24 protein-coding genes are annotated in these 22,484 nt (G+C 64.4%); 10 read left to right on the top strand and 14 right to left on the bottom strand.

The genetic code is table 11. From position 1 onward, the window contains the following. Positions 1–41 precede the first annotated feature (41 nt). Positions 42–1,016 (top strand): ABC transporter substrate-binding protein, encoded by a 975-nt coding sequence (locus GB927_RS04185; RefSeq protein ID WP_256115324.1) that lies wholly within the window; start codon positions 42–44, stop codon positions 1,014–1,016. Continuing rightward, positions 988–1,668 carry an ABC transporter ATP-binding protein gene (locus GB927_RS04180; protein ID WP_256115323.1) on the top strand — a complete coding sequence of 227 codons (681 nt, stop codon included), beginning with the start codon at positions 988–990 and terminating at the stop codon, positions 1,666–1,668. The genes GB927_RS04185 and GB927_RS04180 overlap by 29 nt, the downstream gene beginning before the upstream one ends. On the opposite strand, the gene GB927_RS04175 is transcribed toward GB927_RS04180, so the two are convergent. Genes GB927_RS04175 through GB927_RS04150 form a run of 6 tightly spaced genes read right to left on the bottom strand, consistent with a single transcriptional unit; the run spans position 1,608 to position 6,273 of the window. Beyond that, the gene (locus GB927_RS04175; protein ID WP_256115322.1) at positions 1,608–2,153 is read right to left on the bottom strand and encodes a tetratricopeptide repeat protein; all 546 of its coding nucleotides are present in this window, start codon (positions 2,151–2,153) and stop codon (positions 1,608–1,610) included. The two genes, GB927_RS04180 and GB927_RS04175, sit on opposite strands and share 61 nt — an antisense overlap. A gap of 24 nt (positions 2,154–2,177) precedes the next feature. Next, positions 2,178–3,020, bottom strand: a complete 843-nt coding sequence (locus GB927_RS04170; protein WP_256115321.1) for an ABC transporter permease — start codon at positions 3,018–3,020, stop codon at positions 2,178–2,180. Then, positions 3,017–3,730 carry an ABC transporter ATP-binding protein gene (locus GB927_RS04165; protein ID WP_256115320.1) on the bottom strand — a complete coding sequence of 238 codons (714 nt, stop codon included), beginning with the start codon at positions 3,728–3,730 and terminating at the stop codon, positions 3,017–3,019. The genes GB927_RS04170 and GB927_RS04165 overlap by 4 nt, the downstream gene beginning before the upstream one ends. Positions 3,731–3,737: 7 nt before the next feature. After that, positions 3,738–4,193 (bottom strand): cupredoxin domain-containing protein, encoded by a 456-nt coding sequence (locus tag GB927_RS04160; RefSeq protein ID WP_160862044.1) that lies wholly within the window; start codon positions 4,191–4,193, stop codon positions 3,738–3,740. A gap of 21 nt (positions 4,194–4,214) precedes the next feature. Next, entirely contained in the window at positions 4,215–5,180 is a 966-nt protein-coding gene (locus GB927_RS04155) for a YVTN family beta-propeller repeat protein (protein ID WP_256115318.1), read from the bottom strand. A 1-nt stretch (position 5,181) separates the two neighbouring features. Then, positions 5,182–6,273 (bottom strand): ABC transporter substrate-binding protein, encoded by a 1,092-nt coding sequence (locus GB927_RS04150; protein ID WP_256115317.1) that lies wholly within the window; start codon positions 6,271–6,273, stop codon positions 5,182–5,184. 245 nt (positions 6,274–6,518) lie between these two features. On the opposite strand from GB927_RS04150, the gene pedF reads away from it, so the two are divergent. Beyond that, positions 6,519–7,205 (top strand): cytochrome c-550 PedF, encoded by a 687-nt coding sequence (pedF, locus tag GB927_RS04145; protein ID WP_160862047.1) that lies wholly within the window; start codon positions 6,519–6,521, stop codon positions 7,203–7,205. A gap of 6 nt (positions 7,206–7,211) precedes the next feature. Further along, the gene (locus GB927_RS04140; RefSeq protein ID WP_256115315.1) at positions 7,212–8,108 is read left to right on the top strand and encodes a transporter substrate-binding domain-containing protein; all 897 of its coding nucleotides are present in this window, start codon (positions 7,212–7,214) and stop codon (positions 8,106–8,108) included. Positions 8,109–8,110: 2 nt separating this feature from the next. Here GB927_RS04140 and GB927_RS04135 read toward each other — a convergent pair whose 3' ends face one another. After that, on the bottom strand, positions 8,111–8,986 hold the full coding sequence (locus GB927_RS04135; protein WP_256115314.1) for an FAD:protein FMN transferase: 876 nt from the start codon (positions 8,984–8,986) through the stop codon (positions 8,111–8,113). Continuing rightward, entirely contained in the window at positions 8,983–11,079 is a 2,097-nt protein-coding gene (locus GB927_RS04130) for a 4Fe-4S binding protein (protein ID WP_256115313.1), read from the bottom strand. Before GB927_RS04130 ends, GB927_RS04135 begins: the two co-directional genes overlap by 4 nt. 112 nt (positions 11,080–11,191) lie before the next feature. Here GB927_RS04130 and GB927_RS04125 point away from each other — a divergent pair, with 112 nt between their 5' ends. The 5 genes from GB927_RS04125 (at position 11,192) to GB927_RS04105 (ending at position 15,950) form a co-directional block, all read left to right on the top strand. Then, on the top strand, positions 11,192–11,977 hold the full coding sequence (locus GB927_RS04125; protein ID WP_256115312.1) for an ABC transporter permease: 786 nt from the start codon (positions 11,192–11,194) through the stop codon (positions 11,975–11,977). 292 nt (positions 11,978–12,269) lie between these two features. Next, the gene (locus GB927_RS04120) at positions 12,270–12,521 is read left to right on the top strand and encodes a DUF1488 family protein (RefSeq protein ID WP_256115311.1); all 252 of its coding nucleotides are present in this window, start codon (positions 12,270–12,272) and stop codon (positions 12,519–12,521) included. An 82-nt stretch (positions 12,522–12,603) separates the two neighbouring features. Continuing rightward, positions 12,604–13,245 carry a TetR/AcrR family transcriptional regulator gene (locus tag GB927_RS04115; RefSeq protein ID WP_369431625.1) on the top strand — a complete coding sequence of 214 codons (642 nt, stop codon included), beginning with the start codon at positions 12,604–12,606 and terminating at the stop codon, positions 13,243–13,245. 200 nt (positions 13,246–13,445) lie between these two features. Further along, positions 13,446–15,500: a prolyl oligopeptidase family serine peptidase gene (locus GB927_RS04110; RefSeq protein ID WP_256115310.1), complete on the top strand. Its 2,055-nt coding sequence runs from the start codon at positions 13,446–13,448 to the stop codon at positions 15,498–15,500. 102 nt (positions 15,501–15,602) lie between these two features. After that, positions 15,603–15,950, top strand: a complete 348-nt coding sequence (locus GB927_RS04105; protein WP_256115309.1) for a hypothetical protein — start codon at positions 15,603–15,605, stop codon at positions 15,948–15,950. An 11-nt stretch (positions 15,951–15,961) separates the two neighbouring features. Here the strand turns inward: GB927_RS04105 and GB927_RS04100 are convergent, their stop codons facing one another. From GB927_RS04100 to GB927_RS04075, 6 genes are all read right to left on the bottom strand, one after another. Next, positions 15,962–16,750, bottom strand: a complete 789-nt coding sequence (locus GB927_RS04100; protein ID WP_256115308.1) for an ABC transporter ATP-binding protein — start codon at positions 16,748–16,750, stop codon at positions 15,962–15,964. Then, complete coding sequence (locus GB927_RS04095; RefSeq protein ID WP_256115307.1) at positions 16,735–17,532, bottom strand: ABC transporter permease; 798 nt, start codon at positions 17,530–17,532, stop codon at positions 16,735–16,737. Before GB927_RS04095 ends, GB927_RS04100 begins: the two co-directional genes overlap by 16 nt. A 10-nt stretch (positions 17,533–17,542) precedes the next feature. Next, positions 17,543–18,409, bottom strand: a complete 867-nt coding sequence (locus GB927_RS04090; protein WP_256115306.1) for an ABC transporter permease — start codon at positions 18,407–18,409, stop codon at positions 17,543–17,545. Positions 18,410–18,479: 70 nt separating this feature from the next. Then, on the bottom strand, positions 18,480–19,553 hold the full coding sequence (locus GB927_RS04085; RefSeq protein WP_256115305.1) for an ABC transporter substrate-binding protein: 1,074 nt from the start codon (positions 19,551–19,553) through the stop codon (positions 18,480–18,482). 59 nt (positions 19,554–19,612) lie between these two features. Then, positions 19,613–19,936, bottom strand: coding sequence for a 4Fe-4S binding protein (locus GB927_RS04080; protein WP_256115304.1), 324 nt, complete (start codon positions 19,934–19,936; stop codon positions 19,613–19,615). Continuing rightward, complete coding sequence (locus GB927_RS04075) at positions 19,933–21,552, bottom strand: FAD-dependent oxidoreductase (RefSeq protein ID WP_256115302.1); 1,620 nt, start codon at positions 21,550–21,552, stop codon at positions 19,933–19,935. Before GB927_RS04075 ends, GB927_RS04080 begins: the two co-directional genes overlap by 4 nt. 345 nt (positions 21,553–21,897) lie before the next feature. Between GB927_RS04075 and GB927_RS04070 the strand changes: the two genes are divergently transcribed. Continuing rightward, positions 21,898–22,140 carry a hypothetical protein gene (locus GB927_RS04070; protein ID WP_256115301.1) on the top strand — a complete coding sequence of 81 codons (243 nt, stop codon included), beginning with the start codon at positions 21,898–21,900 and terminating at the stop codon, positions 22,138–22,140. The last annotated feature ends 344 nt before the right edge of the window (positions 22,141–22,484 follow it).

The raw sequence follows: 22,484 nt of genomic DNA, 5'->3' as shown, positions 1-22,484 counted from the left end.
CCCGCGGCGGATAGCATCGCAGGAGCAGGGGAGGAGAGCCCATGACAATCCTGAAATCGTTCGTCGCGGCAGCATTTGCCGCGGTTCTGTCCAGCCTGCCGGCGCTCGCCGAGCCGGCTGTCGTGCGCGCCGCGCTCCAGCTTTCGGGCACCGTGAACTGGGAAGTCGATACGATCCGTCACTACGGTTTCGACACGGCGAACGGCTTTACGATGGAGGTGATGGACATTGCCGGCGCTCCCGCGGCCCAGATTGCGCTTGCCGGAGGCGAGGTGGACGTCATTGTCTCCGACTGGCTTTGGGTGGCGCGGGAGCGGGCCGCCGGCCGCGACGTCGTGTTCATTCCCTATTCGCGTGCGGTCGGCGGCCTGATGGTGCCGGCGGACAGCACGGCAAAAAGCCTTGCCGACCTGAAAGGCCAGAAGATCGGCGTCGCCGGCAGCCCGATCGACAAGAGCTGGCTGATCCTGCGCGCCTATGCGCAGAAGGTGGAGCATTTTGATCTTTCCGGCACGACCGAGCAGGTCTTCGGCGCGCCGCCGCTGATCTACAAAGCCGCCCTCGACGGCGAGGTGCAGGGCGCCCTCAACTTCTGGAATTTTGGCGCACGCATGCAGGCGGCGGGCATGCGCACGCTGGTCGGCGTCGACGAGGCCGCGAAAGCCCTCGGCCTCGATCCGGAGACCCCGCTGATCGGCTACGTCGTGCGGGGCGACATCCTGAAGAGCCATCCCGGACTGGGCGAAGCGATCGCCACCGCTTCGCGCCAGGCGAAGGACAAGCTTGCCGCCGATCCGGCGGCATGGGAGCGCATTCGGCCGATGATGCGGGCGGAGACCGATGCGGAATTCGAAGCGCTGAAGGCGGGTTTCCTCGCGGGCACGCCAGAAAGGCGCGTGGTGGATGAAAAGGCGGCCGCACGCATGCTGGCCCTCATGACCGAACTTGGCGGTGCCGATCTGGTCGGCGACCTGAAAGAGCTGCCCGATGGCGTCTTCCACCACCCCGGCAGTTGAGCCCGTCCTCACGCTCGACCTTGAACGCGGCGGGCCGGGCGGTGTGCTCGGCCCGATGAGGCTTTCGCTGGCGCCGGGCGAGACTGTGGCCTTGACCGGGCCTTCCGGCGTCGGAAAAACCTCGCTGCTGCGCGTCGTCGCTGGCCTCGACCGCGGTTTTCGCGGGCGACGGGAGGCCACGGCGCGGCTTGCCATGGTGTTCCAGGAACCGGTGCTTTTGCCGTGGCGGACCGCGATCGAAAACCTCACCATCGTCGCGCGCATCTCCCCTGAAGAGGCGCGGCATTGGCTTGAGGCCGTGGAGCTCGGCGGTCTCGGCGAACGTTTTCCCGGCATGCTTTCCCTCGGCCAGCAGCGGCGCCTGTCGCTGGCGCGCGCCTTTGCCTCTAAGCCCGATCTTCTCCTGATGGACGAGCCCTTTGTCAGCCTGGACCCGGCGCTTGCCGGCGACATGATGGGCCTTTTCGAGCGCCTGATCGCGAAGCGGCCCTGTGCGACGCTGCTCGTCACCCATGTCCGCGCGGAAGCGGAGCGGCTCGCCGGGCGTATCCTCCGGCTTGAGGGACGTCCCGCGCGGATCGTCGAGGAGGATCAGAAGGCCGGGGCGTATTTCCAGTTGTCGGCGTCCGGCGTCACGACATCGAGGTCGTAGTCGGCGGCGCGCAGGCGCTTTGCGGTGGGAAGGCCGCTGCGGGCCGCCTCGTCGATATACTGACGGCCGAGTGCGCGGTTTTCCATCACGCCGCGGCCCCGCATCAGGTCGAGCCCGTAGTTCAGCTTGCCGATCGGATCGCCGGCCTCCGCGGCCCGGCGGTCCCACTCGGCCGCCTTATCGGGGTCTTCCGGGCCGCCGAGGCCGTTGTCGTCAAGCTGGGACATCCAGGTCATGGCGTGCGTCCACCCGGCTGCGGCGCACCGCTCGAAAAGTTCGCGCGCCATTTCGTGGCGGCCCGATTTGGTGATGTAGTAGCCGGTCGCGCAGATGGTCATGCTCGTCCGTCCTTCCGCCACGTCTTTCATGACGCGGTTGAGCGTCAGCTCTTCGGGATTAAGCGTGCCGCCGGCAGTCTCCGTCTGGGACAGGGCGGTGTTGGCGGATATCAGCAGAAGGCCGGCGGCGAGGGTGGCAAGGCGCATGGCAATTCTCCTTTGCGGCCTTGGTCAGGCCTTTCGCGCGGTGAGCCCGCGGGCGGGATCGTAGCCCCAGACGGCGACGAGCCCGAAGACGGCGAAAGCGGCGAGCGTGACGGCCAGCGCTGTCAGGTTGCCCTTCGCATAGAGCGCGAAGCGGATGAGTTCGACGGCATGGGTGAAGGGGTTCAGCGCGCACAGGTCCCGCAGCCTCGGAGAGGCCTCGGCCATTTTCCACAGCGGATAGAGCGCGGAGGACAGGAAGAACATCGGGAAGATGACGAAGTTCATCACGCCGGCAAAGTTTTCCAGCTGCCGGATGAAGGAGGAGAGGAGCAGCCCGAGCGCGCCCAGCATCATCGCGCTGGCGGCCATCGCTGGCGCTGCGGCCAGGTAGCCGAGCAATGGAAAGCGGATGCCATAAAGTGCGGCGATCGCCAGGAAGGCATAGGCCTGCAACATGGCGATCAGGCTGCCGGCGAGAAGCCGGCAGAACAGCAGCCACCAGCGCGGCAAGGGCGCCGTCAGCAACAGCCGCATCGATCCCATCTCCCGGTCATAGACGAGGCTCAACGAGGATTGCATGCCGCTGAACAGCAGGATCATGCCCACCAGCCCGGGCACGATGTAGATCTCGTAGGTGATGTAGGTCTGGTAGGGCGGGGTGATCGAAAGACCGAGCGCCGCCCGGAAACCGGCGGCGAAGACGAAGAGCCAGACGAGCGGCCGCACAAGCGCTGCAATCAACCGCCCGCGCTGGCCGAGAAACCGCAGCGCCTCGCGGTGGATGATCGCGCGCAGCGCAATGAAGGGGTGCGATCTGAAGAACACGGTGGGTGCCGAGTTCACGCTTGGAAATGCCCCCGCCGTCATGGCCGATCTCCGGTGAGCGCAAGAAATCGGCCGGTCAAATCCGTACCGCCAATGTCTCCGGCTTCGCCATCGGCCAGCACCCGGCCGTGGTGCAGGATGACGAGCCGGTCCTGCGGGCGCACCTCGTCCACCAGATGGGTCGCCCACAGCACCGTCAGCCCTCCGGAAGCAAGATCGTGCACGTGCTGCGTGATGGCGGCGCGCGAGGCTGCATCCAGCCCCACCGTCGGCTCGTCCAGTAGCAGCACGTCGGGCCGGTGGATGAGGGCACGCGCGATTTCCATGCGCCGGCGGTGCCCGCCGTTCAGCCTTGCGGCCTTCTCCTCCGCCCGCTCCGCCATGCCGAGCCGCTCCAGCGCTGCCATGGCGCGCGTCTCCGCCTCCCGTCCGAAGAGCCCGTGCAAGGCTGCGAAGTAGAGCAGGTTGCGCCTGACGGTCAGGTCCGGATCGAGCGTGGAGGCCTGGAACACGACGCCCATGCGGGCAAGGGCGGCGCGCGGCGCGCGGGCCATGTCATGGCCGGCGATCGCGATGCGGCCGGTGTGCGGCGTGAAGAGCCGCGTGAGCATACCGAACAGTGTCGATTTTCCGGCGCCGTTCGGCCCGAGCAGCGCGCAGAAGCGGCCGCGTTCGACGGTAAAGGACACACCGTCGAGGGCGCGCCGGGCGCCCCAGTCGTGGCTGATGTCCTCTACCGTCAAGCCGCTCATGTGTTGCTCATTCTATGGTGATCGAGACCTGTTGCGTATCGCCCGTGCTGCCGGGCACCTTGAGGTGATAACTCCCCGGCTTGATCGCGATGAAGCTGATCTCCGCTTCGCCCGCCTCGTCGAATTCGATGGAATCGACGCCGAGCGGCCGGATCTCGATGCCCTCGATGACGATCTCGTTGACCCAGACGGCGCGGAAGAAACCGGCGCCCTCCAGCGCCAGTTCCTGGCTGCCGTCCGCCTTGATTTCCAGCGTGTAATATTTGCCGGATTTCAGCGTCAGCGCGCCCTTGGCAACCGGCTGGCCTGCCGAGAGGGTGAGTTCGGGCAACGCTTCGCGATTGGATTTGGACAGGATGCCGGCAAGGCCCATGCCGGCTTCGGCCTTGTTGTCGTCGTCGTCCGCCAGCGCCACGAACGGCACGGCGACAAGCGCGATGGCGGTCAGGATTGCTCTTTTCATGATGTCCTCCCTCTTCGACTGTTATGGCCGGCTCGCCGCGCCCCAGGGGAAGCGGCCAACCTTGATGGATTTCACGGGTTCCAGCGAGGCGACGTCGATGACGGTCACGTCGCCGGAGACGCCGTTGGTGGTGAAAAGCTGCGTGTGGTCCGGCGAGAAGGCGAGGTGCCAGACCCGACGGCCGACCAGGACGTAGGACTTGACCGCGAACGTATCGGCATCGATCACCGCGACATGGTTGGCAGGGCCAAGGGCGACGAAGGCCATCTTGCCGTCCGGCGTGAACTCGAAGCCGACGGGCTGGACGAGGTCGGCATTGACGCCGGTGATCTCGAAGCGGATCTTGGCTTTTTCCGCCTGCGTGGCCACGTCGAAGACGGTGATCGTGCCGCCGATTTCGGACGAGACCCAGAGCTCTGTTCCGCCCTTGGCAAACTCGGCATGGCGTGGACGGGAATCGACGAGCGTGTTGGCGAAGATCTTTTTGGTGCCGGTGTCGATCCAGTGCGCCATGTTCGTCGTTTCCGACGTGGTGATGACGATCTTGCCATCCGGCGAGACCGCCATGCCTTCCGGCTCGATGCCGACATTGACCTGCGCCACGACCTGCCGGGTCTCGACATCGACGACCGTCGTCACGGCATCGTCCTCGTTGGCGATCCATAAATGCTTGTCGTCCGGGGCGAGCACGAACTGCTCGGGGTCCTCGCCGGAGGGCAGGTCGTGCAGGATCTCGCCGGTTGCGGGGTCCATCACCTGCACCGTGTCGCTGTCGGAGGCGCAGATATAGACGCGGCTGTGGTCGGAATTGAAGGTGATGCCGCGCGGACGCTCGCCGGTCTTGATGGTGCGCACCATTTCCAGCGTCTGCGTATCGATCACGGAAATCGTGTCGTCCTTCTCGTTCGTCACCCAGATCTCTCCGGCAAGTGCCTGAAGCGGCATGGCGGCCAGCATGGGCGCGATCAGCAGGGCCGGAAATTTCATCTCATCCTCCAAAGGCGGTGCAGGTGCTCTCGGGCCGGTCGAGGCCCAGCGTGTCCATTTCGTTGGTCTGGTGCAGGTAGCCGTCGAGCGGCGCGAGTTCGACCAGCGCGCGCGCATTGACCACCGCCATCGGCTGGCGCAGTTGGCCATCCCAGTCGCGATACGTGAGGCTGCGGCCCTTGAAGCCGTCGAGGGCGAATTTTTTAGACAGGATGAAGGTGCGTAGTACCGAGGGATCGGCGGAATTGGTTCGCGTGACGGCCTCGCCGATGGTGCGTAGCGCCGTCCAGGCGGCATAGTCGCGCGAGCCCATCTCGCGCCCCGCCGCCTTTTCGAAGCGGTTCTGGAGCTGCACGGCGGCCCACTGTTCCAGCACCGGCGCCCAGCCCTCGCCGCGTAGGCCATCCGAGCCCGCGACCGGTCGCGGCAGCCAAGTATTGTCCTGAACGTAACGCGCGAAATCGTCGGCCTCGTCGGCGATCAGCAGGATGTCGTGGTCGGGAAAATCCTGGGTGAAGAGGGGGATTTCCTGGCCGGCGGCGCGCCGCAGGTCCGTGTCGAACGTCCAGTCCTTCGCGGCGAGGATCTCGACGCCGAATTTTTGCGCGGAGGCGCGCAGCGTGTCGGCGAAGGCGCGGTCCTCCGGCTTCGGTCCGACGATCAGCACCGTGCGGGTCCAGCGCCGCGCCTTTAGCACCTGCATCAGCGCGTCCGTGCGCATGGCATCCTCCGCCATGGTGTGCAGCACGTTGGCGCGGCAATCCGCGTCCCGCAGCCGCCGCGCGCCGGAGGAGACGTTGAAGAGGAGCGCGCCCTTGGCTTCCGGCAGGTCGGCCACGGCGAGAATGCCTTCGGGCGGCGCGTCGATGAACAGGATTTTCGACGTGGCAAGCGCCTTGCGGGCGGCGTCGAGGAAGTCGCCATCGGGTTCGACCGACAGCAATGCGAGGCTATAGTCGTGGCCCATGAAGCTGCCGGTGGTCTTGGTGTCGGTCAGCGCCACCTCCGCGCCCGCAATTCCGCGGTCTTCCGGAATCGGGTCGAGATTGGAAAGCACCGGCGGCGCCTGCATCTCCTGGCGGAGATAGGTCATCGATATCGCAATGTCGGCTGCGGCAGGGTATGCCCAGCAGAAAGCCGCGGCCGCAAGCCACAAGCCTTTCCGGCTCGCTTTGAAGCATTCCCGCATGTCGCATCCTCCCGCAACAACCATGTCGCCATGGGGGAAAGCTAGAAATACGACCTTGGTGCCATGCGCCGCCGCGACCTAGGTCGCATATCGCGCCGCGCCCGTGCTGCCTTACAAAATGCGCAGTTGGAAATGCGAAGGAGGACGGCATGTCGGCCAACATCATTCGCGGCGGGGTCGCCGCATTCATTCTCATGGCGACGACGAGCCTGGTGATTGCGCATGGCGATGTCGCGCCGCAACCGGTCAATACCGATGCGCTGCCCGAGGTGGGCGAGGAGTGGCTGACCGAAAACCCCTATCGCGAGGCGAAGATCGGCCATGAGGCCTGGTTGAAAGCCGTCGAGATCGGCGCCTCGGGCTATACCCAGAACTGCGCGCGCTGTCATGGCTTGGGTGCAGTGTCCGGCGGGCTTGCGCCGGACCTGCGCTTTCTGGAAGCGGAAGAGGTTGGCGACGAGTGGTTCGTGGAGCGCTTCCGTCACGGTTATACGCAGGACGGCACGACCAAGATGCCGGCCTTCGGCGACATTCTTGGCCAGAAGGCCGCCTGGGCGATCCGCACCTATGTGGAGACACGGCCGGAGGATGGTGCGCTCGACGCCCACGCCAAGCGCCTCCATGAAATCCGCGACGAACTCGGCAGCGGCAAGGTGGCCGATACGGGCGCGATCAAGAAGGAGCTGGAGACGATCGCGACCGAAGTGAAGACCGCCTCCGGCGCGCCGGTTGCCGACAGCGTCACCTATGAGGCCGCGCGCATCCTGTCGGACAAGCCGGAAAGCTGGAAGAAGGCGGCCGAGGTGCTGACGGTCGGCCTTTCGGCCACGCAGTAACCCGCCATGCTGCGCCGTACACTTCTGGCCATGGTCCTCGGCGTCGCCCTTCCGGGCGGCGCTTTTGCGCGTTGCGAGGACTATGTGCCGCAGGCCAAGCCGCAGAACACCTTCGCGCAGGATGTCGGGCGCGAATTCGACCGGATCATCGAGGACGGCTGGATCGAGTTCGCCGTCTACGAGAATTATGCCCCCTGGTCCTACGAAGAGAAGGGCAAGGCTGTCGGCGTGGATATCGAGATCGGCCGGCTGGTTGCGAAGGCCCTCGGCGTCGAGGCGAAATTCCGCCTTGTCGCGGCCGGCGAGAATCTCGAAGCCGATCTGTTGAATTATGTCTGGAAGGGCGCTGCCGTCGGCGGGCGGGTCAGCGACGTGATGCTGCATGTGCCCTATGACAGCGCGCTTGTCTGTCGTATCGAGCAGGTGAGCTTTACCGGGAAATACGCCAGGGAAAGCATCGCCATCGCCTATCGCGCGTCCGACTATGAAGAGAAGGCGCCGACCCCGCCCTTCTTCCGGTTCGACGCGGTGGCGGTCGAAAACGACGCGATCTCGGACTTTTACCTGACGTCCCTGATCGGCCCGGTGGACAAGATCCATCGCTATCGCTCGACCGCTGCGGCGATGGACGGCCTGGCGGACGGCGACACCAAGGCGGCGATGGGGCCGCGCGCGGAGCTGGAAGCCGGGCTCGTGCGCCATCCGGATGCCGGGCTGAAGGTCCATTCTCTGCCGCTTGTCGGCTTTGCGCGTGGAAGCTGGACAATCGGCGTGGGCGTGAATTTCCAGCACAAGGACCTCGCCTATGCCGTCGACGAGGCGATCGAAAAAGCGCTTGCCGACGGGGAAATCGCGCGGGTTTTCGAGGCGCATGGCCTGACCTTCACGCCGCCGGAACGATAGTCTCAGAAGGTCGAAACATCGCCGGCCTCATCGACCGCGGTGACCCGCGTGATGCCGGGAACACGACGCAGGGTCGCGTGGATCTCGTCGCGTGTCATCAGGCAGAAGGCGGTCGAAAAGCCGTCCGCCATGGCGGCACTTTCTCCCTCCACCGAGATGGTCGACCAGCAGGGCCGCTCACCATGGGGTCCGAGAATATGGAAGCCGGTGCCGAGCATCATGGCCGAAGGGATTGAGGTCGCAATGGCGTTGCCGGCGAGGCGACGCGTGGCGATCTGGCCCAGGGCCGGATCTTCGACGGATACGCTGAAGGGACCGCCGATGGCGGCAAATTCCCCCATGTCCACGAGCGCCTGCGCATAGCCTTCCGCCAATAGCAGACGGCGGACCCGATCAGCCGCGTAGCCCTGCGCGATGCCGTTCAAGGTCAGCGCTTGGCCGTGAGCAAGCTGGATGGACGACCCGATACGCACCCGCTCCCAACCGATCGCGGCCTGTGCTTCGGTGGTGTCGCGCCCTTCGGCGAGCGCGCGCCAGAGGGGCTGCACCGTTGGGTCAAAACGACTAGCTGTTGCCTGATGGACGTGGTTGGCGAGGCGTAGGAGATCGAGAAGAGCCGGCGGCGGATCGTCCAGATGGCCCACGGCATTGAGCCTGCTGAGGGCCGATCCGGTTTTGAACAGGCTGGCGACGGCCTCGACTTCGGCAATTGTGCTGCCAATCCGTCCGACGATATCCTGCGCAAGGCCGCGCGGTCCGCGCAGATCCACCCGAACCGTGCCACCAAGCATGTCTGCCTGCCAAGTCGTGTTTTCAGCGCGGGCAGCGCCGGAAAACGCAGCCGCCGCGGCAATGAAGAGGAACCGTCGTCGTTTCATACCCGTGCCTCCACCTTGGCAAGCGTTTGGATTGGCGCACGCTTTCGCTGCGCCAGCACCAACGGCACGCATTGCTGCGCGTCATCGTGGATGGAAACACAGTCGAGACACTGGAAACACTCGCTGTAGGCGATCTCGCCCGTCTTGCGGATGGCGCCGTAGGGGCAGCGCACCCGGCAGAGCTGACAGGGCGAACCGCATTCGGCGCGGCGGGCTATCCAGGAGCGGGTGCGCAACAGGCCGCCGAGCGCCATGACCGCGCCGAGAGGGCAGACATAGCGGCAGAAGCCCTTGAAGGTCGTTGCCGCGAGGAGCAGCCAGAAGACGGCATAGGCGACATAGTACCATTCGCGCTGGAAGAGCGTGGTGACCGCCGTCTTGAAGGGCTCGATCTCGGCTGCGGTTTCAATCTTTTCGGGCGCAAGAAAGGTGACGGCGACCAGGCCGGCGAGCGAAATCCATGCGCCGGCCTTCAGACGCCTGTCCCAGAGGGGCGAGGGGTTCCATTGCGGCAGCCGAAGCAGGCGGCCGGCATGGTGGGCGAATTCCTGCATCGCGCCGAACGGGCAGAGCCATCCGCAAAAGAGGCCGCGTCCCCACAGGACAAATCCAAGGATGGCGGCGCCCCAGATCATCAGGGAGAAAGGATCGTAGAGCAGGACCGCCAGGCTGCCGCCGCCGTTTGCGGCCCGAAGTGCCGCGAGCGGCGTGACGATCGAAAGCTGGCCCTGGCCCCACCAGCCCACGAAGCCGATCATCAGGCCCAGAAAGGCCAGCCGTGCCGGGCGCAGCACCGTCGGCGCCGCGAGCCGGTGCATGCCGGGGCCGACTGCGCCGATCAAGCCCGCAAGCAGGATGCCAAGCCCGGCAACATCCCATTTTCGGTCGACGATGGCGGCCTGCCAGGGCGGCAGCGCCTTTGACGTTTGCGGCCGCAGGAAGAAAGCGGGGTCAGCCTTCAGGGCGAGCGGAAAATGGACCGAGCCCATTTCCGGCTTCAGCATGCCGTGGGCGCGCACGGCCTGGGCGGAGAGTATCCAGTCGCGCGTGGGGTCGAAACCGAGGCGCCGGTCGATCCTCAGGATCATCGTCGTGCCCTGCGGCACATCCCGCCGCGTCTCGACCATCATGTCGGCATCGCGAAGGGCGACCGGCAGGTCGTCCTGTACGGCCGCAAGCCGGTCCGGCGCGGTGTTGCGCACGAAGTCCGCCGAGACCAGCCCGTGGCGACCGCCATCGATGACGAGCATGGGCTCGTCGTCCGGCGATACGCGCAGCAGGCGTTGAAGATCGGCGAAACTCTCCTCGCTCAGGACGGCCCGGGCGATGGACGGCGGACCGATGTCGACCACCCACAGATCGAGGAACAGGCCTTGCGGGTCGTTCGCCGCCTCGGGATCGTCGCGCGCCCAGATCGTCGCCTTGAAGCCGTCGTCGAGTTCGGCGTTGGTTACCTTCAGGTTGCGGGCCAGCCCTCGCTTGACCAGTTCCGCCCAGTCGAGCGTTTCGTCTATCGATGGATCGGGGCGTACCGGCGGACCGCTTGCTACGCCCTGCATCTTCTCGCGCGCGACGGCGAGCGTTGCGGCGAGGATCGATTCGTGTGCGATGCGAACGGAGGCCGTGGCCTTCGTCACCCCATCGAGATAGACGAGGTCGGAGCCGCCCCCGGCCTCGCCATACGGCGTGCCGACGACGAGTGCTTCCCGGATCGAATGGCCGCGATATTGTTCGAGGAACGCACGCAGCGGCGCTTCCCCCAGGCCGGAAACGAAGATCGGCTCATTGTGTGAAATCAGGCGTACATCGAGAAAGCGGCCGTCACGGTCGATCGTCACGAGCATGTTGATGGGCGCGCCGGAAAAGCCCGGAAGCGGCGCCAGCGGACCGGTCTCGAAAACGTAACCCGCCTCCGCGCCGCCGGAATTCAGCAACGTCCAGACACCCTTGTCATTCACCGGCTCGCCGAGCGCGTAGGGCGGCACGATCAGGCCTGCAAGCGCGTCACGATCGAGCGGTGCCGCGCCGGCCATACCGGCGCAGGCGAACAGGCTGAAAACGAGAAAGCTCAGCAGGGCAAAGCGTCGTCTCATGGCGCGATCCTCCCAGCCCGATCTCTACGCGCCAGGCGAGAGGCCGCCATACGACCAAGGTCGCGGATCGGGCGAACGCCCCGGCGGCTATATTCGGGCCGGGAGAATTCGCATGTCTGAGAAGAGCCTCGACGACCGCTTGCAGGGGAGCGTGTTCCTTCTTTCCCTCGGCCTGTTCGGTTTGTTCTGGGCAGCGCTCGCCGTGCTGAAGGCCGATCCGACCGTCCTGCCGGGGCCTGTCGAGGTCGCGCGGGTCTTCTGGTCTGAAACGGCTGCCGGACGCTTGCCGAAAGAACTGATGGCGACACTCTTGCGCGTGGCCGTCTCCTTCGGGCTTGCCATGGTGGCGGGCTCGCTGCTGGGTTTCCTGCTTGGCCGCCACAGGGCGCTCAACCGCTGGGCCGATCCATGGGTGACGATCTTCATGAACCTGCCGGCGCTGGTCCTGATCGTGCTCTGCTATCTGTGGATCGGCCTCAACGAGCTTGCGGCGATTGTCGCGGTGACCCTCAACAAGACGGCAATGGTCATGGTCACCGTGCGCCAGGGCGTAAAGTCCTTCGATCCAGCCCTCGAAGACCTGGCATTCGTCGCCCGTCTTTCGCCCCGGGAGCGGCTTCGGCATCTCATCCTGCCGCAACTCGCTCCATGGCTGGCGGTCGCCGCGCGCAACGGGATCGCCGTCATCTGGAAGATCGTCCTCGTCGTCGAATTCCTCGGCCGGTCAAACGGCATCGGCTTTCGTATCCACCTCTATTTCCAGCAATTCCAGACCGCGCATGTGATCGCCTATTCTCTCGCTTTCGTGGGTGTCATGCTGATCGTGGAGCATGCGCTCGTTCAGCCGTGGGAAGCACGTTCGGTCGCTTGGAAAAGTGAAGCGGGACAACGCCCTTGATAAGCCCGTTGCCTGGATCCTTTTCTCAAAAATAAAAATCAGGATTTTCGTTTCCGTGGTATGCTGAATTCGGTTTTAAAGCTCCGGATGCCGCACGGTATCGATGGGATTCTGCAATTCTGAGCTTCATTTTTTCCCTCGATTTCCAAAATACTCGCCGATTTCTTTGTGTCCGAGAAGAAATCCGGATTTTTCGCTTTCCCTCAACTTGGTGATTGGGAGCCTCTTCGCAGATCGACGCGCAAACTTCGTGTCGAGGAGATGGCCCATTCACCTATCGCAAGGAGCTTTCATGAGTCTCAGTTTTCCAAACCAAAGCCGCAGCTATGAAGAGGCCGGCAAGCGCATTCGCTTCATCGGTCATGACGGCATGTTCGAAATCTCGTTTTTCGCCGGGTCCGACCTTTTTCCGGGCGCGACCTCCGAAGCCGGTTGCCTAAGAGCTTTCGACGATGCCCGCGTCTCCATCTACCAGGCGGCGCGGCGCGCCTATTCCGGCGCCCGCAAGCCGATCTATGTCCTGACACGCGCCGATTTCGGTTGATGGCCGAACAGATCGCCGCCGGACCTGCGTAAAAAAAGCCCGGCCCTCTCTTGCGCGATCTGTCACTTAGTGACATAACGATCTGGCACTAAGTGACAGGGAGACGGCGATCGAACGTTCGAAAACGGAAGAAGCTCGGCTACTGGTCTCACGCCATGCGGCGGATCTGTTCTGGCGGCACGGTGTGGACGGCACGAGCGGGGATGACATCGCTGCAGCATCGGGCGTGTCGAAACGCACGGTGTGGCGCTATTTCCGCTCGAAGGAAGCCTGCGTCGAGCCGCTGCTTCTGGTGACGGAATTGCGATTTGTCGCGTTGTTCCGGGAGTGGCCCCGCGACGTTTCCATAGAGACCTTCCTCTATGCTGCGATGAAGTCGTTTATCGAGGGCGAACAGGCCGTTCGCGACGGCGTTGCGGCCGCCCGGATCGTCGCGCTTCTTCCAAAGGAGCCGGCGCTGAGATCGGCCTGGTTGATGGCGTGCAGCCAGGCGGAAGTGGAGTTTACGCAGATCGTCGCCAGGCGCATCGGCCGATCGCCCGACGACTTCGAGGTGAAGCTCTGCGCGGCGACTGCCATGGCCGCCATGCGGCTGGTCGATGAAGACATCAGTTCGGCCGCAGTCAACAAGGGCCAGAAATTCGAACTGGACGAAGTGACCGAAAGGATCGCTTCTGCCATCCGTGCGGCCAGCACTCTGCCGATCTGCGACCCCGTCGAGTGAGGCACCTGGCGCGCTTACCCGTTTCGCATCGACACGGCTGACGCGAAACCACCGAAAAAACGGAGACACAACGCTGAAGATCCATAAAGCCCGGCATTTCGGGCTCGCTTCCGGCTGCCTGGATGAAACTCAGGCGCAAGACCGCCCACACTCCGTGGGCGCTATCGATCTGCCCTGCATTTGCTAACGAGGATACGCTTTTGACCTACCCCGAAACCAAACGTGTCGATGTCGTCGACAATCACTTCGGCACGACAATAGCCGATCCCTACCGCTGGTTGGAGAACGACGTCCGTCGCGATCCGGACGTCGCCGCCTGGATCGATGCACAAAACCGCATTACCCGGTCGCATCTTGCGGACCTGCCTGGACGGGAGGTTTTTCGTGCGCGGCTGACCGAACTGTTCGATTTCGAGCGCCTCACCGCTCCCGACAAGAAAGGCAACCGCTATTTCTTTACCCGCAATTCCGGCCTCGCCAACCAGGAGACCCTTGTCGTGCGCGAAGGCTTGGACGGGCAGGACCGTGTGCTGATCGATCCCAATAGCTGGTCGGAGGATGGCGCGAACGCGCTGGCGGAGTGGTCGGCGTCGGAGGACGGGTCGCGTGTCGCCTTCGCGACGCAGGAGGGCGGTACGGACTGGCGAACCATCCGCGTCCTGGATGTCGAAACCGGAACGTTGTTGGAGGACGAGATCGCGTGGGTTCGGTTTACGTCCATTTCCTGGGCGACGGACGGAACGGGCTTCTTCTACTCCCGCTTTCCCGAACCGGAAAAGGGAAAGGTTTTCGAGGCGACCGTCGCAGGGCATGCGGTCTATTTCCACGCGCTCGGAACGCCCCAGTCCCAGGACCGGCTCGTCTACGCTACGCCCGAGCAGCCACATCTCCTTCATTTTGCCGGCGTCACCGAGGATGGCCGCTATGTCATCACCTACTCCTCGCCCGGTTCCGGCGGCAGCGCGCTGACGGTGTTGGACCTGACGGGCGAGGATCGGAAGCCCCATGCCCTCGTGGAGGATTTCGAGCACTACTGGTCCGTTGTCGGAAATGTCGGGACGAAGCTCTTTCTCACCACGCAGAAGGGTGCGGAACGCGGGAAGATCGTGGCGCTGGACCTCGGTGACACACAGCCCCAATTTACCGACATTGTCGCGGAGAACGAGGCGGTCCTCAGCAGCGCATCCCTGCTCGGCGGCCGGCTCATCGTCTGCTATTTCGTCGATGCCAAGACGAAGATCGAGCGTTTCAAGCTCGACGGAACGCCGGATGGCGTCATCGACCTTCCCGGCATTGGTAGCGCCGGAGGGTTTCATGGACGCGCGGCGGATGACGAAGCCTTCTTCGTCTTCACCAGCCACAATGCGCCCACCACGATCTACCGCTACGACGTGACCACGAATACAAAGTCTCCTTGGGCGGAGCCGAAAGTGGCGATCGACCTGGATCGCATCGTCGTCGAGCAGCGCTTCTATGCCTCGAAGGACGGCACGAAGGTGCCCATGTTCATCGTCCGACGCAAAGACGTCACCGGTCCCGCGCCGACCCTGCTGTATGGCTATGGGGGTTTTGCCATCAGCATGATCCCCTTCTACTCGCCCGCCTCGTTGGCGTGGGTGGAGCAAGGCGGCGCTTTCGCCGTCGCCAGCATCCGGGGCGGTGGGGAGTACGGCAAGTCCTGGCACGATGCGGGGCGTCGCGAGAACAAGCAGAACGTCTTCGACGATTTCATCGCGGCCGGCGAATATTTGAAGGCTGAAGGCATAACGCCGCCAGACGGTCTCGCCATCCAGGGTGAGTCGAACGGTGGTCTTCTGGTCGGCGCCGTGGTGAACCAGCGTCCGGACCTTTTCGCGGCGGCCCTTCCCGGCGTCGGTGTCATGGACATGCTGCGCTTCCATCGCTTCACCGGCGGGCAATTATGGATGCAGGACTTCGGAGACCCGGCGAAGGAGCGCGATTTCCGCAACCTCCTGTCCTACTCGCCCTATCACACTATCCAGGCGAACGGAGCGTATCCGGCGATCCTCGTGACGACGGCAGATACCGACGACCGCGTCGTTCCGGGTCACAGCTTCAAATATGTCGCAGCCTTGCAGGCCGCCGATCTGGGTGCCCGTCCGCGCCTGTTGCGCGTCGATACCCGCGCCGGCCACGGCGCCGGAAAACCAACCGACAAGATGATCGAGGAATTTGCCGACATGTGGGCCTTCGCGGCCCGATGGACGGGACTGGAAATAGAGACACGCACGTAACCGGTTTCGACAGAATTCGGCCGAAGAGCAATGCTGACCTCTCCAGGGACCTCAGGTGGTCGCTGGAGAGGCGCGCCGTGAAAAATTAAGGAGAGACGCCGCATGACGAAGAGTTGCCCCGTCCTGACGCCTGCCGAACGGCAAGTCGTCGATATCATCGAACGCGCCAAGCAGTCCATGACCGATACGGTTCTCAAAGCCCTGGAGACTGCCACGAAACAGGCCGCCGAAGAGATGCAGCGCGTCGGATCTCCGGAACACGCGCCGCCCTATGAGTATTTCGCCGCCGTGCTGCACCAACACATGTATTGTGTGATGTGCGGCGCAAATCCGGACACTTTTGAAGGCGGCGATCCTCGCATCGCTATCGACGTCATCCGAAACAGCCAGAACATCGCGAAACACTATTGGGGGGTCGATATCGAGCCCTATCCGCGCGAGCCTTCTTAAGGGGCTCTTGCCTATCGTTTCGCGAGGAGGTTCGTGATCTCGCGCCGGACGGCGACAAAATCGGCATCGTCGCGATGGCGCGGCCGCTCGCTGGTGATGTCGAAGATACTGGCGATGCGCCCGGGACGGGGCTCCATCACCACCACGCGATCGGATAGGTAGATCGCCTCTTCCACGTCATGCGTCACCATGACGACAGTGCTCTTTTCTCGCTCCCATATGGCGAGAAGCTCGTCTTGCAGATGGCTGCGCGTCAGGGAATCGAGTGCGCCGAGAGGTTCGTCCAGCAGCATCAGCGGCGGCCGCGGCGCCAGCCCGCGGGCGATCGCCGCGCGCTGCGACATGCCGCCCGACAGTTCATGGGGCAGTGCCTTCTCGAAGCCGGTCAGGCCGACGAGATCGATCAGATACTGCACGCGCTTCCGCTTTTCCGCCTCCGGGCCTGCGACGCTGTGAAGGCTGACGGCGATGTTCGTCTCCACGTCGAACCAGGGCAGCAGGCGATGATCCTGGAAAACGATGCCGCGTTTGAGGCTCGGCCGGTCGATCCTTTCGCCGTCGACCAATATCCGGCCGCTGTCCGGCAGGTCGAGGCCGGCCAGGAAGCGCAGGAGCGTGGACTTGCCGCAGCCGCTGGGGCCGACGATGCTGATAAACTCGCCGGGTTCGATGGCAAGCGACACATTGTCCAGCGCATGCACCGTGCGGTCGTCGACATGGAACGTCTTCGAGACATCCAGGATATTGACCGAGCCGGCTTGTGCCGCCTTGGGTCGCGAAAGAGTCAGGGCATCCGCCATGGTACGAGTCTCCTTGAGAGGCCGAGGACGAACCGGTCGAGCGCGATCCCTATGAGGGCGAGGAAAAGAACCCCGAGCAGGACCTGGTCCATGCGCGCATATTCGCGCGCGGCAGCGAGATAGGCGCCGAGGCCGTCTCCCATGCCGTTGATATAGCCGGTGCCGATCAGATATTCGGCGCCGAATGTACCGAGCCATGCGATGTTGAGCGAGAGCTCCGTTCCGGCAAGAATGGAGGGCACGGCGGCCGGGAAGATGATCTTGGTCAACATCGCGCGGCGGTCGAGTTCCACGACGCGGCCCACTTCGCGATAGGGCGCCGGCACGTTCTGGCAGCCCGCCTGCGCGCCGAGCGCCATCGGGAAAAACGCGCCGACGGCGATCAGCGTGATCTTCATGGCCTCCCCGTTGCCGAGCCAGGCGCTGAGCAGCGGGATCCACGCGAAGAGCGCGATCTGCCGCAGGCTGGAAATCGACGGGTCGAAAAGGCCGCGCGCGACGCCGGACAATCCGAGCAGCACGCCGGCAGCCAGCCCCAGCGTCGCGCCGATCACCCAGCCGGTGAGCGCGCGGAGCAGCGTCGCGAGCGCGGCGCCCGGAAGGGAGCCGTCTGCAAAACCTTCGTAGGCCGTGACGAGAACCTTGCCGGGCGAGACGAGAATATCGCTGTTCAGCGCGCCGAAAGCATCGAGCAGGGTCCAGAGAACAATCAGGGCCGCCGGCAGCACGAGTGCCCGCCAGATCAGTCCCGGGCGCGAAATGGGGGAGGTGGACGTCGTCATCGCCGTGCTCCTAAACCGCTGCCTTGAACGACCAGAGCGTCGTGCGATGCTGAAAGCGTGTCAGGGCATGATCGAGCGCCCAGCCGACGAGACCGATGACGATCATGGTGGCGAAGACCACGTCGAGCTGGAAGGCCTTGCGTCCCCACATCATCAGATAACCGAGGCCGGCGGCCGAAGAGATCATCTCGACAAGGATCAGCACTTTCCAGCCGCGGCTCATCGCCTGGCGCACACCGGTGAGGATCGACGGCAGGATGGACGGCCAGACCACCAGCCGCACGCGGGCAAACCACGAGAATTCCAGCGCGCGGGAGACGTCGTCGTATTTGCGCGGGCGGTTGCGGATGCCCTCATAGGCGCCCACCATCAAGGGCAGGAAGCATGTCTTGGCGATGAGAACGATCTTCAGCCCTTCGCCGATGCCGAAAACCAGCATGAAGAAGGGAAGCCAGCCGAGCGACGGCACCAGGCAGATGGCCCGCACCGTCGGGGCCACATAGATGTCCAGCGTCCGGAAAAGCCCGAAGCCGAGCCCGAAGAACAGGCCGAGCCCGCCACCGAGCGCCAGTCCGGCTGCGACGCGCCCCAGGCTGACGAGCAACTCGGCCGGGAGCTGCCCCGTCACCAGAAGATCGAGCGTGGTTTCGTAGACCAGCCGGGGATCGGGAAGGATCTGCTCCGCTAGCCATTCCTGATGCACGGCATAGGACCAGAGCGCCAGAAGTGCGATCGGTGGCACGATCCCCAGCAGGAACAGCTTGGCCCATCGGGGCAGCCGGAAGGCTGCGGCAGGATGCGAGGAAGCTTTGCCGGCCGCTCTCTCGAAAGGTGCTGCGGCGATCGATCCTGCGGTTTTGAAAGTCACATCGGACATTCTCTCTCCTTCCTTCCGCCGGCACAGCCGGGCGAAGCGTCAAGGCCGGGGAACTGGGTGAACGGGTTCGTCAGAACTGGACGGCCTTGCCGTCGGCCGCGCGGGGGGTCCAGAAGGCCTCGTAGCCGAGATCGGCAAGCGTCTTGGTCAGCAGGCCGTCCTTGATCCACTCGTCGACGTCGAACGGCTTGCGCACCAGCTTCTGCTCCAGCGTGAAGTCGAGCCCGGCCTTGATGTTCGCGCGGTAGAAATCGTCGAGCAGCGGACTGTTGCGGTCGCGCAGATCATCGCCCGCATAGTCGGCGACATAGCTTTCGCGCGGGGAGCCGGTGAGCGCGAAGATGTCGTAGAGTTTCTCCCGGTTCTCATCGAGGCTCGCGAAATGCGAGGCCTGGACGTAGCCGCGCAGGACCCGCGCGACGATCTCGGGATTGGCCTCGGCAAAGCTGTCGAGGACGGTGAAGGAGCCGAAGGTCGAGCCGGGGGCGGGACTGCCCTTGGTGCTGTAGAGAACCTCGACGAGCCCGCTCTTCACCAGCGCCAGAACCTGGTTGCCCTGGCCGAGCAGCGCGTCCACGTCGCCCGACTGGATCGCGGCGGTCTGGTCTGCGCCCTGGAGGTCGAAGATCTGGACGTCCTCGTTCTTGAGGCCCACGCCAGCCAGGATAAGCGAGAGCGAGAGTTCGAAGATCGTGCCGCGCTGGAAGGCGACCTTCTTGCCCTTGAGATCGGCAAGCGTCTTGATTCCGGCCGCGGGGCGCACGCCGACATAGGTCGGCGAAATGCCGGAGGCGGCGAGCACCGTGGTGCGCACGCCCGCGCCGCGGCCGACGACGTTCGGCAGGCCGCCGTAGCTTGCGAATTCGAGCTGGCGGTTGGCGAAGGCCTCGTTGATCGCGGGGCCGGTGCCGCGCGGGAACTGCCATTCGATGCGGATGCCGTCGGGCTCGAATTCCTTCTCAAGCAGCTCAAGCCCGCGCAGCACGCCGATCGAGCCGTTGCCATAGGGCCGGCCGGCCGCATTGCCCGGCCCCGCGAGCCGGATGACATCGGGCTTGGATTGCGCGCGGGTGATGGAGAATGTGGTGGGAAACACGGCCGCTGCCGCAGCCAATCCCAGAAAAGTCCTGCGTGTCGGTTGCATCGCCAAATCCTGTTCAAACCTCTACGGGGCAGGGCCGCCGGGATCGGCGACCGGTTTGCTCAATGATGATCGAGACGTTTCATGATCTCCGGCGTCGGCCGGGGGCGGCCGCCCCTGATCCAGCCGATCGACTTGCGATAGCTGCCAAAGATGTCCTTCGCCTCCAGCTCCGCGGAGGTGACGCCGGTGACTGCCGTCGTCAGCGGCGCCACGTAGAGCGCATCTTCGGGGCAGTAGACCTCGCACATGAAGCACGTCTGGCAATCGTCCTGGCGGGTGATCGTCGGAATGCCGCCGGGAACCGGATCGAAGACATTGGTCGGACAGACGTTGACGCAAATGTTGCAGCCGGTGCAACGATCCTCACTGATGACCTCGATCATGCCGCGAGAACCTCCAGCTCCGGCGAGGGCGCGCGCTCATGCCCGATCCAGACTTCGTCGAGACCGCCGGTCGTCGTGTAGTGAAGCTGGCTGTCGTCCTTCTGGGGGAAATCCTCGCGCTTGTGCATGCCGCGGCTTTCCTTCCGCGACAGGGCGCTGCGATACATCCAGCGTGCGGTGGCCAGCATCGCGACGCCTTCGCGGGTCCGCTGCGCCTCGTCGATCGTGGCGGACTGCGCCGTGCGGATGCCGGACCACAGGCCATCGAGCCGGCCGAGCGAATCCGTCAGCCGTTCGCCGGAGCGGAGATAGTTGCGGTCATAGGGCCAGACCTCGTCCTGCACCGTGCGCGTCAGGACAGCCGCGTCGATCGCCCTGCTCGATCCGTCGACGATACCGACGCCGCCGGCCCGTGCGAATTTGCGGGCGCGGCCGTGCAGGTGGCGGCCATGATCGCCGGCAGCACTGCCGGCCCAGAAGCCGGAGGACATCGCCCAAGCGGCATTGTGGCTGCCGCCGCCCGTGAAGGCGCCGCAAACGAGCTCGCGCGTCGCCGCATCGCCTGCTGCGTAGAGACCTGCAACGGTCGTCGCACAGCTATGGTCGACGATCCTCAGGCCGCCGGTGCCGCGGACCGTGCCTTCCAGCAGCAAGGTGACAGGGAAACGCTGCTTGAAGGGATCGATGCCCACCCGGTCGAGCGGCAGGAAGAAGTTCGGCTGGGCGTAGCGCATCGCCTGCTCGGTCTCCGCATCGGCCTTGTCGAGCTGCGCAAAGACGCGCTGCGACTGGAGCACGCGCGCGATCACGGACCGGCCGCCCTTCGAGGCAGCGCCGGGAATTGGCGAGCCGTCCTCGAAGGTAAAGGTCGCCCAATCGTAGAAGCGCGTCTTGGTGACCGAGCCGCCTTCGAGCGCCATCGCATAGGCAGTCGAGAATTCCATCCCCGAAAGCTCGGCGCCGAGCTCGGCTGCCAGCAGCAGTCCGTCACCGGTCAGGACGTTGCACCCGAGCGCCTTGCTGAGGAAGGCGCAGCCGCCGGTCGCGATGACCACGGCGCCGGCCCGGACCAGCCAGCTGTCGCCCCTTTGCCGACGGATACCCGCCGCACCTGCCACGGCGCCGCTTTCGTCGCGCAGCAATTCAAGCGCCGGGCTATGGTCGAGAATCTTGACGCCTGCGGATTTCGTGCGTTTCCGCATCAGCCGCATGTAGTCCGGACCATCGAGACTGGTCCTGATCGATCGGCCTTCGCCGTCGTCGCTGAACGGATAGCCCCATTGCGCGAGCTGGTTGACGTTGTCGTAGGTCCGGTCCAGCACGCGACGCATCCAGGCCGGGTCCGCCAGGCGGCCACCGAGGTCCCAGCGGCTGTTCATCGCTTTCGCGCGGCGGGCGGGATCCGGCGGCACATACCAGACACCCGTGCCCGACGGGGCGGTGGCGCCGGAGGAACCACAGAACCCCTTGTCGACGAGAACGACCCGGGCGCCTTTCGACGCGGCCGCGATGGCAGCCCACGTCCCTGCCGGGCCGCCGCCGATCACGAGAACATCGGCATCGAGCTCGAGTGATGCGGTGGGAACGTTTGTCGCGACGGTGTACGGAAATGCCATAATGTCTGTCTCCTATCGGCGCTTGAAGCAGGTTATCGAGCTTGCGAACCCAGGGATGACGCCGTGAGTATCGGCAATTGATCGACGCCGATATTATCTACTAAATCTATAGAATTAAGATATTATGGTGCGTTGCACCGACGGGGCGGGGAAAATGTTCCTCAAGGAGGCCGGCTAAAGCGGAGCCGGAATTTGCCTTGCGGGTTTCAGCAGGCACGGCTTCGCGACCTTGCAAAACGGGCTCAACGCGGACCCTTAAAATATAATAGGCCGAAGTCCCGCCTTTACGGAACATCGCGACCGTATCTTTGTTTCCCATAAATATCGAAAACAAGGGAGGGTGAGATGTTTCAGGCATCTCTCGGCGGCGGCTTCGGCGCGCAGGCCTACGGCTTGCGCGCCTCGATAAACGCCGCGGTCGCATATGACGAGCTCTGCGCTCAATACCGGCCTGAAATCAAGTTCGAGCCGCAGGCCATCATCATTCAGGGGCGAATTCCGCCCAGTGTGGTTCTGCGCATCCGCACGATCATCATAGAAATCGCCGGAACAGTTCCGGTCTGGGATCGAACGGTCTGGTTGGGGTAGGGACGATCGTGCGGCGAAGTTTTTTCGATTTTCAACGCGGCGGCCGGTGATGTGGAGAAGCCGCATCGGCAGCACACCGTGGCAAAGAGGATCAGGGCCGTGAGCGGCGCTGTCCTCGGCCTCCAGCATTGAAGGCACGCTGCGGCGCGTGATGTTCGGTGCGCCGTCCCACGCGCTCCGGCAAGAAAGCCGCCCTCCGTCAAGCTTCGCTTGTCCCGGCCATCCTGGCCGCTCCTCCTCTCACTATGCTCCTCCGGAATACTAGAAGCACCAGATAGTCTGATAATTCCGGCAGCGTCTTTGCTAGGAATGACCCAGCACGAAAGTTCGCGAGGATGGAGTCA

This window comes from Shinella lacus (assembly GCF_010994755.1).
Classification (GTDB): Bacteria; Pseudomonadota; Alphaproteobacteria; order Rhizobiales; family Rhizobiaceae; genus Shinella; species Shinella lacus.
This window is presented reverse-complemented; position numbering and strand designations above follow the sequence as displayed.